Here is a 17,204-nt window from a genome sequence, read left to right as displayed (position 1 = left end):
TCAACGTCCCAGAAATCCTGAGAATACGGATCGTTTTGATCTTTATAATTCTGGCCAGATTTCGAACGATTATTGGTTTCGGCTTATTGAGGACGTATATGGATAAATTTCTTGACGGGCTGATGTCCGCGCTTGCTTCACTCTTCGAGGGCAATATGGGATGGGCTATTTTGCTGCTCGCCCTTACGGTACGGTTGGCCCTGCTGCCTCTGACGCTGCACCTGTCCCGCAAAATGCTCGTCAACCAACGAAAAATCCGCGACCTCCAGCCCCAGGTCGACGCGATCAGGGAACGCCTGAAGCACGATCCGCAGGCGATGTTCGCCGCGGTTTCAAAGCTGTACAGGCAGAACGGCGCGCACGTGATCGACCGCTCCAGCATCCTCGGCGCATTCGTGCAGTTGCCAGTCTTCGGCTTGCTCTACAAAACGGTCAGCAACGCAAGCGCGGCAGGCGGATCCTTTCTCTGGATGAGGAACCTGGCGTCGTTTGACGCGGTGCTGACAGCTGTCGTGCTTGTGCTCACCGGCATCGCAGCGTACTACCTGCCGTCCGGCTCGAACGCCCCGTCGACCGTGATGGTTGCGGTGCAAATCGCCATCACGGCCATCTTTCTGTGGAAGATGTCGGCCGGCCTGGGCCTGTACTGGGTAGCATCGTCCGGTGTCAGCATCGTCCAGAATGTCGTACTGCGCCGCGAACAGAAACGCGTCCCGCGGTCGTCCGTTTCCGACCGATGACGGACGCTCGACAAGTTCCAGCCACGCGTACCAGCATGCCTTAAGACTCGCGCAATTGTGCGCAGTGACGAGTAAGCTAGAATCGGATTCCATGCGTTGTTCATAAGGCAAGGAATCCATGCGCTCCATCCTCTTTGTCGTCCGCGATCCATTGCCCCCCATCCGCGCCGACGTGCGCACCCTGTTCGGCACCGAGATGCCCCGCTACGGCGTGGCGACGGAGCTGGTGGGGCAGGGCGGCAGCGGCGATGCGTCGCCGTGGCCGGCCGGCGGCATGCACGTCGTCGGCTCGCTGCGCAGCCGCTTCGCCAGCGTGTGCGCGCCGCTGTGGGACCTGCTGGGCCTCGTGCGCGCGCTGCGCCATGGCCGGCCCGACTGCATCCAGGTGCGCGACAAGATCGCCAGCGGCGTGCTGGGACGCATCGTGGCCGCGCTGCTGCGCGTGCCGTTCCTCTACTGGATGTCGTTCCCCATCGTCGAAGGTTTCGAGGTCCGGCGCGACGATATCGGCCGCTCGGGCCGCGGTTTGACATGGATGGGGCATGCGCTGCGCGCGTGGGCATCGCGCGTGGCCATCTACCGCTTCGTGTTGCCCGGCGCGCGCCACGTGTTCGTGCAGAGCGATGCGATGGCCGACTGGCTCGCCGCGAAAGGTTTCGACCGGTCGACCATGACGGCCGTGCCGATGGGCGTGGACGCCCAGTTGTTCGACCGCGCCAATGTCGACCCGGTCGACGATCCGCGCCTGGATAACCGCCGCGTCGTGCTGTACCTGGGCCGCATCGCCCGTTCGCGCCGGTCCGACTTCCTGCTCGACGTGGCGGACAAGTTGCGCGAGAAAAAACCCGACGTGCTGCTCGTGATCGCCGGCGACGCCCCCTCCGACGACGAGATGGCGTGGATGCGCCGCGAAATCAAGCGGCGCCGCCTCGACGACCATGTGTTGCTGACGGGCTGGCTGCCGCAGCGCACGGCGCTCGGCTATGCCGTGCGGGCCGAGGTGGGCCTGTCGCCGATCCCGCGCGGCACCCTGTTCGACGTGTCGTCGCCCACGAAGCTCGTCGAATACCTGGCGCTCGGCATCCCCAGCGTCGCCAACGATATTCCCGACCAGAAACTTGTCATCGACGAAAGCGGTGCCGGCCTGTGCGTGACGATGGAGCCGGTGCCGTTCGCTGATGCTGTGCTGCAATTGTTAAATGACGCGACGCTTGCTGCCGAGTTCGCATTACGTGGGCCACCGTACGTTACAAGCCATCGGACGTATGATATTCTCGGTAACAATGTTGCAAAAATTTATAGGAAAATCCTGACGGAGTCGACCTAAACCATGTCGATGTGGACCTACTCGCTGAAGTGCTCGCTGCGTTCGCTCGTGCGCGAAGTGGTCCGCAACGTCTGGGGCAGGGCGTTCGTCTATCCTGGCCTCGTCGCGAACGAACGCTCGCGCGAGTCGCTGTCCGCCTACGTCGCGCGGCGCGCCCGCCAGGTCGGCGTGCCGCTGGACGGCGACGGCGCGTCGCTGCCGCGGCTGTCTCCCGGCAGCGCCATGCTGACGAAGGCCGACGTGCGCCAGCACCCGGAACAACTGGTGCGCCCGCGCGGCCCCGGCTCCTGGGTCCGCACGACCATCAAGACGAGCGGCACGTCCGGCTCGCCGCTGACCATCGTGCAGTCGCTCGGCAACCTCGTGCGCGAAGAGGGTTTCGTGCACCGCCAGCTGCAATGGATCGGCTGGCGCAAGGGCCAGCCGCGCGCGTGGATCCGCGGCGACATCGTCTGCCCCGACCATCCCACGGACGGCCGCTACTGGTGCCGCGACTGGGTGGGCAATATGCTCATGATGTCCTCGTACCATTTGTCGAACGAGACGATCGGCCGCTACATCGCCGAACTGGAACGCTTCGATCCCGTCGTGATCCACGCGTACCCGTCGTCGATCGCGGCGCTGGCCGCGTGGCTCAACGCGGCCGGTAGAAGCTATCGCGGACGCGCGTTGCGCGGCGTGATGACGTCGTCCGAGACGCTGGAACCAGGTGTGCGCGCGGCCGTCGAGCAGGCGTTCGGCGTGAACGTGTTCGACTGGTACGGCCAGGCCGAGCGCGTGGCCGCCATCGGCACGTGCGAAGAGGGCCGTTACCACGTGCTCACGGATTATTCCGGCGTCGCCCTGCTCGAGACCGAGGGTGGTGCCTGCGAACTGGTCGGCACGTCGCTGAACAATGCCGCGATGCCGCTCGTGCGCTACCGCACGGGCGACACCGTGATCCCGGACGGCGCGCCTTGCCCGTGCGGCCGGGTGTTCCCGACGATCAAGGCCGTGATCGGGCGCCAGGAAAAGATCGTGACCCTGCCGGACGGCCGCATCATCGCCCGGCTCGACCGCGTTTTCCAGAGCCACGACCGGCACCTCGTCGAAGGGCAGGTGCTGTACCGCGGCGACGGCGAGTTCGTGCTGCGCGTCGTGACGGCCGACGGTTTTTCCGATGCGGACGAGCGGGCGCTGGCCGACAAGTTCCTGCTGCGCGTGCCCGGCGTGAAGGTGCGCGTCGAGCGGGTGGCGGCGATTCCGCGTGGGCCGAACGGCAAGTTCGAGTTCATCGCGATCGAGAGTTGAAGCGTGCGCACGGCGGGAAAATCATGATGTACTATCGAAATATTGTCCATTTTATAAGGGCTTGAGCGTTGGAACGACCAGCACAGATGCGGACGAAGGCCCCGCCACGGGTCCTGATGGTCGGCACCGCGCTCGAAGGCAGGGGCGGGGTGGCGGCGGTGGTGTCCGTGCTGCGCCGTCATGGCCTGTTCGAGCGCGAATCGGTGCGCTACGTGGCCACCCACCGCGACGGTTCGCCCCTGGTGAAGGCGCAGGGCGCGCTGGCCGGGTTCTGGCAGACGCTCGTCGCCTGCCTGGTGCGGCATCCGGCCGTCGTCCACGTGCACGCGGCGTCGCACGCGAGCTTCCTGCGCAAGTCGGTCGTGCTGCTGATCGCGCGCCTGGCCGGTTGCAAGACCATTTTCCACCTGCACGGTGGCGGCTTCCGCACCTTTGCCACCGAAGAGTCGGGCACGCTGCTGCGGCGCTGGATCCGCCACACGCTGGAAGCGAGCTCGCTCGTGATCACCCTGTCCGAAGGCTGGGCCCAGTTCGTGCACGCGTTCGCGCCGCGCGCCCGCGTGGCCGTCGTGCCGAATGCCGTGCCGCTGCCGGTGCTGCCATCCCGCGACGCCGTCGTGCCCGGCCGCATCCTGTTCCTCGGCCGGCTGGAAACGGCGAAGGGCGTGCATGAATTGCTGGAAGCGGGCGCCCGCATCGTGCGCGAGGCGTCCGGTCCGACGCCGCTGCGTCTCGTGTTCGGCGGCGAAGGCGATGCGCAAGGCTTGCGCCGGCGCGCGGCCGAGCTGGGCATCGCCGAACGCATCGAGCTGCTGGGCTGGGTCGGCCCGGAGGCGCGCGACGCCGAGCTGGCGAAGGCCAGCGTGTTCTGCCTGCCTTCCCACGCGGAAGGCTTGCCGATGTCGATGCTGGAAGCGATGGCGGCACGCAAGGCCGTCGTGGCGACGCACGTCGGCGGCATCCCCGAAACCCTGCGCGACGGCGACAACGGCCTGCTGGTGCCGCCGCGCGACGAACGGGCGCTCGCCAGGGCGCTTGCACGACTCCTGGGCGATACCGCCCTGCGCGACCGGCTGGCCGAACGTGCGCGCGCAACCATCGAACAACAATACTCAACCGAGGTGGTGTGCGGGCAATTGTCCGCTATCTACCGTGAACTGGCGGGGACACGATGATGAGCGAAGCGACAGGGATGGTCTGGCTGGTCAACCGATTGCGCTGCATGTCCGTGGCCGAGGTCGGCTATCGGATCCAGCAGGCGGCGGTCACGCGCGTGGCGAAACGCATGCGCGCCCGCGCCGCGCCGCCGCTGCCCCGGGCCCGCACGTTCAGTGTCCACGGTGCCCCGACCCTGTCCCAGGCCGAGCGCGACGCGCTGCTGGCGGACGCCGACAGCATCTGCGCCGGCCACGTCGTCCTGTTCGCCAACCGCCGGTTCGACGTCGGCATGCCGCCCGTGTGGAACCGCGATCCGGACACCGGCGTCGTGGGGCCGGGCATCTACGCGGGCGACATCACGATCACGAACCGCGAACAGGTCGGCGACATCAAGCACGTGTGGGAACTGAACCGCCACCTGCACCTCGTGCGCCTCGCGCAGGCGTGGGCCGTGACGAACGACGTCGCCTGGCTGCACGCGCTGCAGACGCAGCTGCGCAGCTGGCTCGACCAGTGCCCGCCGCTCGTCGGCCCCAACTGGACGAGCTCGCTGGAACTGGGCATCCGCCTCATCAACTGGGGCCTCGTGTGGCAAATGATCGGCGGCGAGGGCAGCGGCCTGTTCGCGGGCGAGGAGGGCCAGCGCCTGCGCGCCGACTGGCTGGACAGCATTCACGCCCATTGCAGCGCGATCGCGCGTCACCTGTCCCGCCATTCGTCGGCGAACAATCATTTGATCGGCGAACTGGCCGGCCTCTACGTGGGCGCGTCGATCTGGCCGTGCTGGAAGTCGTCGGGCGCGTGGCTGGAACAGGCGCGGCGCGAACTGGAGCACGAAGCGCAGGCGCAGTTCTCGCGCGACGGCGTGAACCGCGAGCAGGCGTTCGCGTACCACATCTTTTCCTCCGAATTCCTGTTCGTGGCGGGCCTCGTCGGCCAGGCCTGCGACCACCCGTTCTCGCGCGCCTACTGGACCGCGTTGCTGCGCGCGCTGCGTTTCCTGCGCTCCGTGCGCGACCTGAAAGGCAACGTGCCGATGGTCGGCGATGCGGACGACGGCATCGTGTTCCGGCTGGATTCTCCCGCCAACGACCGCGCCGAACAATTGCTCGCGCTGGGCGACGCTGTGCTGCGCCGCATGCCGCCCACGCACCCCGGCGTGCGCTGGCTGTTGCATACCTTGCCCGGCAAGCGGCCGGAAGCGGATCCGCACGAATCGGAGACGGGCTGGGCGTTCCCGGACGGGGGTTATTTGCTGTTCGGGTCGCACTTCGGCGAGCCTGGCGAAATCAAGGGCATGGTCGATTGCGGCCCGCTGGGCTATCTCGGCATCGCCGCGCACGGCCACGCGGACGCGCTGGCGCTGACCCTGTCCATCGGCGGCGAAGAGTGCCTCGTCGATCCCGGCACGTATTCGTACTGGCAGGAACCGAAGTGGCGCGATTACTTCCGCGGCACGTCGGCGCACAACACGGTGCGGATCGACGGGCTCGACCAGTCGGTCTCGGGCGGACGCTTCATGTGGCTGAAAAAGGCGCGGGCCTCGATCGAGCGCATGCCGCAATCGCCGCACGAATTCGATTTCCGCGGTTCGCACGACGGTTACGAGCGCCTCGCCGATCCCGTCCGGCACATGCGCAGCGTCCGGTTCGACGCGGCCAGCGCGACCCTCACGGTGCGCGACGAGATCGCCGCCAAGAAACATCACCAGGTCGAGCTGTTCTGGCATTTCGCGCCCGGCCTGGACGTGCGCCTGAACAGCGCCGGCCTGCACGTGCGGGGCAAGCGCTTCGCGCTGCAGATGCATGCGCACGGCGCGGACCTGAAGCTGGAACTGGTGCGCGGCAACGAAAATCCGCCGCTCGGCTGGTACTCGCGCTGCTATGAAAGCAGGCAGCCATGCGACGTTCTGAAGGTCAGCACCGTATCGTCCGCCGTTCCGGTCGAGTGCAAGTTTACAATAACGTTTTTCTAACAGCGTTTTTCCATAATTTCCATAACTAAAGGGATTGTTTCAAATGCTCATCTATCTGGTCGCAGGTGCCCGCCCCAACTTCATGAAAATCGCGCCGATCGTGCGCGCGCTGCAGGCACGCGCGGATGCGCCGGCGTTCAAGATCATCCACACGGGGCAGCACTACGACCGCGAGATGAACGACGTGTTCTTCGAAGAACTGGGCATCCCGCAGCCGGACGTGTTCATGGCGGCAGGCGGCGGCAGCCACGCCCAGCAGACGGCCAAGATCATGATCGGCTTCGAAGAGCTGTGCCAGGGCGAGCGCCCGGACGCCGTGCTCGTCGTGGGCGACGTGAACTCGACGCTCGCGTGCTCGATCGTCGCCAAGAAACTCAATATCCCGGTCGCCCACGTCGAGGCCGGCCTGCGCAGCGGCGACATGGCGATGCCGGAGGAAATCAACCGCCTCGTCACCGACAGCATCTCCGACTGGTTCTTCGTCACGGAACCGGCCGCCCTGGAACACCTGCGCCGCGAAGGCAAGAAGGACGGCGCGATCCACTACGTCGGCCACGTGATGGTCGACAACGTGCTGTACCAGGCCGAGAAATTGAGCAGCGCGGACACGTCCGCGTTCGAGACGAGCAAGTGGAAGGCCGAACGCAAAAAAGGGGGCAACGGCGCAGGCCAGCGCTACGGCGTGGTGACCCTGCATCGTCCGAGCAACGTCGACGATGCGGCCACGTTCACGCGCATCGCCGGCGCGCTGAAGGAGATCGCGGCCGACCTGCCGCTGATCTTCCCCGTGCACCCGCGCACCCGCGCGAACCTCGAGAAATTCGGCATCGACCTGGGCCCGAACGTCACGCTGGCGGGCCCGCAGGCGTACATGGCCTTCCTGAACCTGTGGAAGGACGCGGCCGTCGTGCTGACGGACAGCGGCGGCCTGCAGGAAGAAACGACGGCGCTGGGCGTGCCCTGCGTCACGATCCGCGAGAACACGGAACGTCCCGTGACCGTGGACGAAGGTTCGAACGTGCTGGCCGGCACCGACCCGGCCGCGATCCTCCTCGAGGCGCGCAAGATCCTGCGCGGCGAGGGCAAGCAGGGCCGCCGGCCGCATCTGTGGGACGGCCGTGCGGCGGAACGCATCGTGGACGTCCTGACGAAGGAAATCCGCGGGCAAAGTTAATCATGAGGTAGACATGAACGAGCGCATCACGCTGATGGGGTGCTCCATCGACAACCTGACGATGGAAGAGACATTGCAGACGGTCGAGGGGTTCATCCATACAGGACGGCCCCATCAACACGTGGTGGTCAACGTCGACAAGCTGGTCAAGGCCAGCCGCGATCCGGAACTGCGCCGGATCATCAACGATTGCGCGCTCGTGAATGTCGATGGCATGCCGGTCGTGTGGGCGTCGCGCCTGCTGGGCCGGCCGCTGAAGGAACGGGTCGCGGGCTGCGACCTGTTCGAGGCGCTGATGCGGCGCGCGGGCGAGAAGGGCTGGCGCGTGTTCCTGCTCGGCGCCAGGGAAGACGTGGTGGGCAAGGTGGCGTCCACGTACCGGCACAGATATCCGAACCTGGTGCTGGCCGGCTACCGCAACGGTTACTGGAAGGGCGAGGCGGAAGAGGCGGACGTGGTCGAACAGATCCGCGCCGCGCGCCCCGACCTGTTGTTCGTGGCGATCAGTTCGCCGAAAAAAGAGCAGTTCCTCGGCCGCTGGCAGGCCGAGATGAAGGTGCCGTTCGCCATGGGCGTCGGTGGTACCTTCGACGTGGCGATCGGACACGTGAAGCGCGCGCCGCTCTGGATGCAGAAATCCGGGCTGGAATGGTTCTACCGTTTCCTGCAGGAGCCGCGCCGTATGTTCCGTAGATATTTTATCGAGGACATGGCCTTCATCTGGCTGTTCCTCAAGGAGTTGAAGTTGAAGGGCGCACGATAGCGTCCACGAGGTTGTAGTACACCAAAACACCAGACAGGGATGGCGCGGGGGACTCTTTCCGCGCCGACAACATAACGATGCGCGCCGGCTCCAGCAAGAGCACGGCGGCAGCAACACTTTTACGAAAGAAGAGCATTCATGAAGATTCTCGTTACTGGCGGCATGGGTTACATCGGTTCGCACACCGTCGTGGAACTGCAGAACGCCGGCCACGACGTGGTCGTGTACGACAACCTGTACAACGCGGTGCGTTCCGTGCAAGACCGCGTGCAAAAGATCACCGGCAAGCCGTTCGTCTTCGTCGAAGGCGACATCCGCGACCGCGCGGCCATGGAAGCCGTGTTCGGTGCCCACAAGATCGATGCCGTGATCCACTTCGCCGGCCTGAAGGCGGTCGGCGAATCGGTGGCGCAGCCGCTGCGCTACTACGACAACAACGTCTACGGCAGCGTCGCGCTGTTCGAGACGATGGCCAAGTTCGGCTGCAAGACGCTCGTGTTCTCGTCGTCGGCCACCGTGTACGGCGATCCGGCCTCGGTGCCGATCAAGGAGGACTTCCCGCTGTCGGCCACCAATCCGTATGGCCGCAGCAAGCTGATGATCGAAGACATCCTGCGCGACGTGTTCAAGGCCGAGCCGGACTGGCGCATCGCCCTGCTGCGCTATTTCAACCCGGTGGGCGCCCATGAAAGCGGCCTGATCGGCGAGGAGCCGAACGGCATCCCCAACAACCTGGTGCCGTACATCGCCCAGGTCGCCAACGGCCAGCGCGAAAAACTGTCCGTGTTCGGCGGCGACTACCCGACGCCGGACGGCACCGGCATGCGCGACTACATCCACGTCGTCGACCTGGCCATCGGCCACGTCAAGACCCTGGACAAGCTGGCACAGGGTGCCGGCCTGCACACGTACAACCTCGGCACCGGCAACGGCAATAGCGTGCTGGAAATGGTGCATGCCTTCGAGAAGGCATGCGGCAAACCGATTGCCTACCAGATCGTTGACCGTCGCCCCGGCGACATTGCCAAGTGCTACGCCGACCCGACGAAAGCGCGCGAGGAACTCGGTTGGACCGCGCAGCGTGACATCGCTCAGATGTGCGCTGATTCCTGGCGCTACCAGACTACTCCAAAATAAACGTATGAGGACCGAACCATGAAAGCGATGATTCTTGCAGCAGGCAAAGGTACGCGTGTACGTCCGTTGACCTATGACCTGCCGAAACCGATGATCCCCGTGCTGGGCAAGCCCGTGATGGCCTACCTGATCGAGCACCTGCGCAAGCACGGCGTGACCGAGATCATGGTGAACGTCAGCCACCTGCACGAAAAGATCGAGGAATACTTCGGCGAGGGCGAGCAGTACGGCGTCCAGATCGGCTATTCCTTCGAAGGCTACACGAAGGAAGATGGCGAAGTCGTTGCCGTGCCGATCGGTTCGGCCGGCGGCATGAAGAAGATCCAGGAATTCGGCGGCTTCTTCGACGACACGACCATCGTCCTGTGCGGCGACGCGCTGATCGACCTGGACCTCAAGGCTGCCCTGGCGGAGCATCGCCGCAAGGGCGCCGTGGCGTCCGTCATCACGAAGGAAGTCCCGTGGGACAAGGTGTCGAGCTATGGCGTCGTCGTGACCGACCAGAATGGCCGCATCACCCAGTTCCAGGAAAAGCCGAAGCAGGAAGAGGCGCTGTCGAACTTCATCAGCACCGGCATCTACATCTTCGAACCGGAAGTGATCGACCTGATCCCGTCGGGCGTGGAGTTCGACATCGGTTCCCAGCTGTTCCCGCTGCTGGCCGAAAAGGGCATGCCGTTCTATGCCCAGGGCCGTCCGTTCAACTGGCTGGACATCGGCAGCGTGAGCGATTACTGGGAAGTGCTGCAGAACGTGCTGACTGGTGAGGTCAACCATATGGATGTGCCGGGCATCCAGATCGAGCCGGGCCTGTGGACCGGCCTGAACACGAGCATCGACTGGCGGGGCACGACGATCAAGGGCCCCGTCTACATCGGTTCCGGCGTCAAGATCGAGGCCGGCGCCACGATCATCGGCCCCACGTGGATCGGCCATGGCAGCCACATCTGCGAGGGTGCCGAGGTCGTCCGTAGTGTGCTTTTCGAGTACACTCGCGTGCTGAACGACGTGACTTTACATGAAATGATCGTTTTCAAAGACTACAGCATCGACCGTGCCGGGGAGATGAAGCATTCCTCCGAGTACAGCTCGTCGGAGTGGCTGAACGCGCGCGACCGTCGCCGCAGCCGGCGCAAAGAGCAGGCCGAAGAAACAGACAAGACATTAGAGAAAGCCAACGCATGAAAATTTACCCAGTCATCCTCTCCGGCGGTGCCGGTACCCGTTTGTGGCCGCTGTCGCGGGCAGTGATGCCCAAGCAGCTGCTGCCGCTGGTGACGGACAAGACGATGCTGCAGGAAACCGCGCTGCGGGTCCGCGGCTGGCCGGGGTTGATGGCGCCGCTGGTGGTTTGTGGCAATGAGCACCGCTTCCTCGTGGCCGAGCAGCTGCGCGGCGTCGGCATCACGCCGCACGGCATCCTGCTCGAGCCGGCGGGCCGCAACACGGCCCCGGCCGTGGCAGCCGCGGCCGCCTTCCTGAAAGCGCAGGATCCGGACGCCGTGATGCTCGTGCTGCCGGCCGACCACGTGATCGAAAAGAACGAAGCGTTCCGCCTCGCGGTGGAACGTGCCGCGGTCCAGGTGGAGCAGGGCGCGCTGGCCACGTTCGGCATCGTGCCGAGCGCCCCGGAAACGGGCTATGGCTACATCCGCCGCGGCGAACCGCTGCCGGGCTGCGACGATTGCTACAAGATCGAGCGCTTCGTCGAAAAGCCGGACCGCAACACGGCCGAAGGCTTCGTCGCCGACGGCGGCTTTTACTGGAACAGCGGCATGTTCATGTTCCGTGCCGACCGCTTCCTGGCCGAGATCGGGAAGCACGCGCCGGCGATCGCCGAGGCTGCCGGCGCCGCCGTGCAGTCGGCGTACCGCGACCTGGACTTCTGCCGCCTGGACGAAGCCGCGTTCGCCGCGAGCCCGTCCGATTCGATCGACTACGCGGTGATGGAACACACGCGCGACGGCGTCGTCGTCGCGGCCGACATCGGCTGGAGCGACGTCGGTTCCTGGTCGGCGCTGGCCGACGTGCAGGACAAGGATGCCAACGGCAATGCGATCCGCGGCGACGTCTACCTCGACAGCACGAGCAACACGCTCGTGCGCGCCGAGAGCCGCATCGTGGCCGTCGTGGGCGTGAAGGACCTCGTCGTCGTCGAGACGAACGATGCCGTGCTCGTCGCGCACAAGGACATGGTCCAGCGCGTGAAGAACGTCGTCGACCACCTCAAGGGCAATGAGCGCACGGAACACCTGTACCACACGAAGGTGTACCGTCCGTGGGGCTATTACGAAGGCATCGACGCGGGCGAACGCTTCCAGGTCAAGCGCATCTGCGTGAAGCCGGGCGAAAAGCTGTCGCTGCAGATGCACCACCACCGCGCCGAGCACTGGATCGTCGTGTCCGGCACGGCCCGCGTCACGTGCGGCGACAACGTCACCCTGCTGTCCGAGAACGAGTCGACGTACATCCCGATCGGCATGACGCACCGCCTGGAAAACCCGGGCAAGCTGCCGCTGCACCTGATCGAAGTGCAGTCCGGCAGCTACCTGGGCGAGGACGACATCGTCCGCTTCGAGGACATCTACAAGCGGGCGTAAGCCCACATCCCCGCGTCCGTATTTCTCGTGCGGACGCGTCTTTTCCTTTAGTTCCGTAGCGCTACAGTGCGTATGGCCGCACGCATGCGGCATACAATGCATCGTCGAAACCCATCGGGGGAACATCATGAAGATGAAGACGATCATCGCGGCATGCGCGCTCGCCGGCGTCGGCGGCACGGCGGCGGCAGGCGATATCATCGGCGGATCTGCTCTGCTGGACGCGGACAGCCACGCCCAACTCGAACGCTGGCTCGGCGCCGGCGAATTCAACCTCAGCAATGTGTACACCCTGCGTCCCGGCGATACGTCGGACGCCTTCCACGCGGGCGCGGACGGGAAGGGCGCGACCTTCACCCTGTTCGACGTGACGAACGACGCCGGCGCCAGCTACCTCGTGGGCGGCTACAACCCGCAGGGCTGGGCGTCGGATGAAGGCTGGCACGAGACCCAGCGCGACTGGCAGCGCACGGCCTTCCTGTTCAACATGACGACGCCGGCCGTGTACCGCCAGGTCCTGACGGACTACGTGCTGCCGAGCCAGGGCTTGCGCCAGACCTATAACGAGGCCGGCTACGGTCCCATCTTCGGTTCCGGACCGGACCTGTACGTCAACGACGCGTTGACGGCGGCCACGTCGTGGCAACTGAGCTATGGAAATCCGGCAAACGAAGGCTACAGCATCATCGACGGCAGCCTGCACGGCGAGATCGTCAAGTTGAATGCAATGGAAGTGTTCGCGATTTCGCCGGTGCCGGAGCCCGGGAACGTCGCGATGCTGCTGGCGGGCATCTGCATCCTGGGCGTTACGGTGCGCAAGCGCACGCTAAGCCATTCCTAAGTTGTTTGCTTTGCAAGCTGTGGCATGATGAACGGGAGCCTCGCGCTCCCGTTTTTCATTACGTTGCCATTGCCCATGACCCGGATCCCGAGACTCTGCCTCTTCCTGTTCCTCGCCGTTTTACTAGCGGCACCTTCTCGTGCCCAATTCGTCAGCGCCTCCCACCTCCAGCCGGATCAACTGGCGATCGTCATCAATGATGCCGAACCGAACAGCGTCAAGGTCGGCGAGTACTACCGCAAGCGGCGCGGCATCCCGGCGGCCAATGTCGTGCACGTGCGCATACCCGGCAAGCCGCACGAGATCAGCCCGGAACGCTTCGCGCAACTGAAGGAAGAGATCGACGCGCACCTGCGGCCCGAGGTGCAGGCGGTGCTGATGGTGTGGACCGCGCCGTACAAGGTCGCGTGTAATTCGATCACGGGCGCGTACAGCCTCGGGTTCGATCCCGACCAGTGCATCAAGACGTGTTTGCCGGGGCGGCCGAGCCCGTACTTCAATTCCAGTTCCCCCCGTCCGTACACCGACCTGAACATCCGCATCTCGATGCTGCTGCCGACGGAATCCGTGGAGCAGGCGAAGGCCCTGATCGACCGCGGCGCCGGTGCGGGCTTCCGGATCGTGCCGGCCACCGCCTACTTCCTGGCGACGTCGGAAAAGGTGCGCAATTCCCGCGCCCAGTTCTTCCCGCCGGCCGGCAGGATCGCCGCGCGCAAGCTGGCGACGAAGACGATGCAGGCCGACGTGCTGGAGGGCGCGCAGGACGTCATGGTCTACGAGACGGGCATGGCCGAGGTCGCCAAACTGGACACGCTGCATTTCCTGCCCGGCGCGCTGGCCGATCACCTGACATCGCTGGGCGGCGACCTGCTCGGCGGCGAGCAGATGAGCAGCCTGCGCTGGCTGGAAGCGGGCGCGACCGCCAGCTATGGCACCGTCAGCGAGCCCTGCAACCACTGGCAGAAATTCCCGAATCCGGCGGTGCTGCTCAAGCACTATGTGCAGGGCAATAGCGCAATCGAGGCCTACTGGAAAAGCGTCGCGTGGCCCACGCAGGGGCTGTTCATCGGGGAGCCGTTGGCCGCGCCTTACCGCAAGCGCTGAATTGGTCCGTTCGGACTAATCCGTGGTCATGATGTTGTCAATTTGTGCATTTAATATACATTTGTTAAGTGTTGCATTGACAAATCATTTCCAGGATAACCCATGACACATTTGCATTCTCCAGGACGCATGACCGTGCTGGCCGCGCTGCTGGCGGCCCTAGCGGCACCCGTGTTCGCCGCGCCGGGCGGCGTCGTCATCAGCCAGGTCTACGGCGGCGGCGGCAACTCAGGCGCCACCTACAAGAACGATTACATCGAGCTGCTGAACACGGGCGACACGGCCGTCACCCTGACGAACTGGAGCGTGCAATACGCATCGGCCACGGGAACGAGCTGGCAGGTAACGAAGCTGCCCGCCAGCGTCACGCTGGCGGCCGGCCAGTACTACCTCGTGCATGAGGCACTGGGCAGCGGCGGCACGGACGCGCTGACGCCGGATGCCACCGGCACCATCACGATGAGTGCGACGGCCGGCAAGGTTGCGCTCGTCAACTCGGTGACGGCCCTGGCCGGCGGCAAGCCCGTCGACAACGTCGTCGACCTCGTCGGCTTCGGCACCACCGCCGGCTATTACGAAGGCTCGGGCGCCACGCCGGCGCCGTCGAACACGCTGGCCGTGCTGCGCAAGAACAATGGCTGCCTGGACTCCGACGACAACAGCAACGACTTCGTCACCGGTTCGGCGGCCCCGCGCAACACGTCCAGCGACCGCGTGTCGTGCAGCGGCGCGCCGCTGCCGCAGCCGATCGTGCTGGCGTGCCCGGGCAGCGTCGGCATCGAAGTCGGCAAGGGCGCGACCGCGCCGCTGCAGGCGAGCGACGCCGACAGCCTCGTCAACAGCGCCGTCATCAGCAAGGGCGCCGTGGCCGGCATCAGCCTGACGGGCTTCACGGCGGCCACGACGGACAACCGCACGGCGACCGCGAACCTCGTCGTCGACGCGAGCCTTCCGGCCGGCACGTACCCGGTCGAGATCACGTTCGCCAACGACGCGAGCCAGAGCGCGAGCTGCACCGTCAACGTCGCCGTCAGCGGCCTCGTCAAGATCCCGCAGATCCAGGGCAGCGGCCTGGCGAGCCCGTACGTGAACACGGTACAGACGACGTCCGGCGTCGTCACGAAGAAACTGGGCAGCGGCTTTTACATCCAGGACCCGCAGGGCGACGGCGATCCGGACACGTCCGACGCGATCTTCGTGTTCGGGGCCACCGCGGCAGCCGCCGTCAAGGAAGGCGACCTCGTGCGCGTGACGGGCACCGTGACGGAGTTCACGCCGAACGGTGCGAAGCGCTCGTACACGGAACTGAAGGACGTCAGCGCCGCCACGGTCCTCGGCAGCGGCAACACGATTGTCCCCGTCAACATCGACCTGCCGACCGAGCTGAGCCACTACGAAGGCATGCTCGTGCGCTTCACGAATCCGCTGACCGTCAACGGCAACAGCTACCTGGGCGACCGCGGCGAGCTGGTGCTGGCCAACGGCCGCCGCGAGACGCCGACGAACCGCTACCGCGCCGGCACGGCGGAGGCAAACGCGCTGATCGCCGCCAACGCGCAGAACATGGTGATCCTGGACGACGGCATCTTCACCGTGCCGCCGCACATCCCTTATCTTGCGGCGGACAAGACCGTGCGCGCGGGCGACACGGTGACGGACCTCGTCGGTGTGCTCGACTTCGGCGCCATCGGCGGTGGCGGGGGCTGGTACAAGCTGCAGCCGACCGAGACCCCCGTGTTCAGCCGCACGAACGCGCGCGACGATGCGCCGACCGTCGTCGCGGGCAATGTCCGCGTGGCCAGCGCCAACGTGCTGAACTTCTTCACGACGTTCACGGACGGCACCGACGCGTGGGGCCGCACGGGGCAGGGCTGCACGATCGGCTCGTCCGCACCGTCCAGGAGCAATTGCCGCGGCGCCGACAATGTCGCCGAGTTCAACCGCCAGCGCGACAAGATCGTCAATGAGCTGAAGGCGATGAACGCGGATGCCGTCGGCCTGATGGAAATCCAGAACAACGGCGACATCACGGTGAGCTACCTCGTCGACGCGCTGAACCAGGCGATCGGCGCGCCGACGCCGACGTACGCCTACGTGGCGAAGCCGGCCGCGACGGGCACGGACGCGATCCGCGTGGCGATGATCTACAAACCGGCCGTGCTGACGCCGGTGGGCGGCGCGCTGTCCGACGGCGACGCCGTCAACAACCGTCCGCCGATGGCCCAGACGTTCAAGGTCAACGCGAACGGCGCGAAGTTCTCGCTGATCGTCAACCACCTGAAGTCGAAAGGCAGCTGCGGCGGCGCCGGTGCCGGCGACACGGACAGCGGCGACGGCCAGGGTTGCTGGACCGCGACCCGCGTGCTGCAGGCCAAACGTTTGTTCACCGACTTCATCCCGACCGTCGTGGCGGCCGCGGGGGACCCGGACGTGCTGGCCGTGGGCGACTTCAACGCATACGGCCATGAAGACCCGATCGCGTACCTGACGGACAACGGCATGGTCAACGAACTGGAGCGCTTCGTGCGGCCGAACGGCATGCCGTATTCGTACGTGTTCGACGGCCAGAGCGGCTACCTCGACCATGCGCTGGCCAGCAGCGCCCTGGACCCGCAGGTGGCCGGCGTGACCGAGTGGCACAACAACGCGGACGAGCCGGATGCGATCGACTACAACCTGGGCGACACGGCCGATGACCCGTACGTGAACAATCCGTTCCGCGCGTCCGACCACGATCCGGTCGTCGTGAGCCTGAACCTGGCGCCGGCCTACGCCGACGTCACGGCCAGCGTGAAGATCGTGCCGGGCACGCTCGGCTACAACCGCGTCACCGGCAAATTCAGCGGCAACGTGACGTTCACGAACACGAGCGGCGCTGCACTGTCCGGCCCGCTGCAATACGTGCTGCAGGGCCTGCCGGCCGGCGTCACGCTCGACAACAGGAGCGGCGCTTTCAATGGCGCGCCCTACGTGACCCTGCCGGGCACGACCCTCGCACCGGGCGCGACCGTGACCGTGGCGCTGACGTTCACGAACCCGTCGAAGACGAACATCACGTTCACGTCCAAACTGTATTCCGGCACCTTTTGATTGAG

At 65.6% G+C, this 17,204-nt stretch carries 13 protein-coding genes; all 13 read left to right on the top strand.

Going from position 1 to position 17,204, the window contains the following annotated elements:
* Positions 1 to 98: 98 nt before the first annotated feature.
* The 13 genes from ACEN9G_RS04125 (at position 99) to ACEN9G_RS04065 (ending at position 17,199) form a co-directional block, all read left to right on the top strand.
* On the top strand, positions 99 to 740 hold the full coding sequence (locus tag ACEN9G_RS04125; RefSeq protein WP_413337519.1) for a YidC/Oxa1 family membrane protein insertase: 642 nt from the start codon (positions 99 to 101) through the stop codon (positions 738 to 740).
* A 118-nt stretch (positions 741 to 858) separates the two neighbouring features.
* Complete coding sequence (locus ACEN9G_RS04120; RefSeq protein ID WP_483127720.1) at positions 859 to 2,067, top strand: glycosyltransferase; 1,209 nt, start codon at positions 859 to 861, stop codon at positions 2,065 to 2,067.
* Between the two features lie 3 nt (positions 2,068 to 2,070).
* The gene (locus tag ACEN9G_RS04115; RefSeq protein WP_483127719.1) at positions 2,071 to 3,357 is read left to right on the top strand and encodes a phenylacetate--CoA ligase family protein; all 1,287 of its coding nucleotides are present in this window, start codon (positions 2,071 to 2,073) and stop codon (positions 3,355 to 3,357) included.
* Between the two features lie 86 nt (positions 3,358 to 3,443).
* On the top strand, positions 3,444 to 4,532 hold the full coding sequence (locus ACEN9G_RS04110; RefSeq protein ID WP_413345444.1) for a glycosyltransferase family 4 protein: 1,089 nt from the start codon (positions 3,444 to 3,446) through the stop codon (positions 4,530 to 4,532).
* Positions 4,532 to 6,490: a heparinase II/III family protein gene (locus ACEN9G_RS04105; protein ID WP_483127718.1), complete on the top strand. Its 1,959-nt coding sequence runs from the start codon at positions 4,532 to 4,534 to the stop codon at positions 6,488 to 6,490. Before ACEN9G_RS04110 ends, ACEN9G_RS04105 begins: the two co-directional genes overlap by 1 nt.
* Positions 6,491 to 6,533: 43 nt before the next feature.
* Positions 6,534 to 7,664: a non-hydrolyzing UDP-N-acetylglucosamine 2-epimerase gene (gene wecB / locus ACEN9G_RS04100; protein WP_413337486.1), complete on the top strand. Its 1,131-nt coding sequence runs from the start codon at positions 6,534 to 6,536 to the stop codon at positions 7,662 to 7,664.
* A gap of 13 nt (positions 7,665 to 7,677) precedes the next feature.
* The gene (locus tag ACEN9G_RS04095) at positions 7,678 to 8,427 is read left to right on the top strand and encodes a WecB/TagA/CpsF family glycosyltransferase (protein WP_413337487.1); all 750 of its coding nucleotides are present in this window, start codon (positions 7,678 to 7,680) and stop codon (positions 8,425 to 8,427) included.
* Positions 8,428 to 8,565: 138 nt separating this feature from the next.
* The gene (gene galE, locus ACEN9G_RS04090) at positions 8,566 to 9,564 is read left to right on the top strand and encodes a UDP-glucose 4-epimerase GalE (RefSeq protein ID WP_413337488.1); all 999 of its coding nucleotides are present in this window, start codon (positions 8,566 to 8,568) and stop codon (positions 9,562 to 9,564) included.
* 18 nt (positions 9,565 to 9,582) lie between these two features.
* Complete coding sequence (locus tag ACEN9G_RS04085) at positions 9,583 to 10,749, top strand: nucleotidyltransferase family protein (RefSeq protein WP_413337489.1); 1,167 nt, start codon at positions 9,583 to 9,585, stop codon at positions 10,747 to 10,749.
* Entirely contained in the window at positions 10,746 to 12,164 is a 1,419-nt protein-coding gene (locus tag ACEN9G_RS04080; protein ID WP_413337490.1) for a mannose-1-phosphate guanylyltransferase/mannose-6-phosphate isomerase, read from the top strand. Before ACEN9G_RS04085 ends, ACEN9G_RS04080 begins: the two co-directional genes overlap by 4 nt.
* Positions 12,165 to 12,291: 127 nt before the next feature.
* Positions 12,292 to 13,005, top strand: coding sequence for a PEP_CTERM-anchored TLD domain-containing protein (locus ACEN9G_RS04075; RefSeq protein ID WP_413337491.1), 714 nt, complete (start codon positions 12,292 to 12,294; stop codon positions 13,003 to 13,005).
* Between the two features lie 75 nt (positions 13,006 to 13,080).
* On the top strand, positions 13,081 to 14,109 hold the full coding sequence (locus ACEN9G_RS04070) for a TIGR03790 family protein (RefSeq protein WP_413337492.1): 1,029 nt from the start codon (positions 13,081 to 13,083) through the stop codon (positions 14,107 to 14,109).
* A gap of 102 nt (positions 14,110 to 14,211) precedes the next feature.
* The gene (locus ACEN9G_RS04065; RefSeq protein WP_483127717.1) at positions 14,212 to 17,199 is read left to right on the top strand and encodes an ExeM/NucH family extracellular endonuclease; all 2,988 of its coding nucleotides are present in this window, start codon (positions 14,212 to 14,214) and stop codon (positions 17,197 to 17,199) included.
* The last annotated feature ends 5 nt before the right edge of the window (positions 17,200 to 17,204 follow it).

The sequence above is a fragment of the Massilia sp. Masssp94 genome (genome assembly GCF_059491305.1).
Note: the sequence above shows the minus strand (reverse complement) of the source record. Positions and strands in the feature narration are given on the sequence as shown.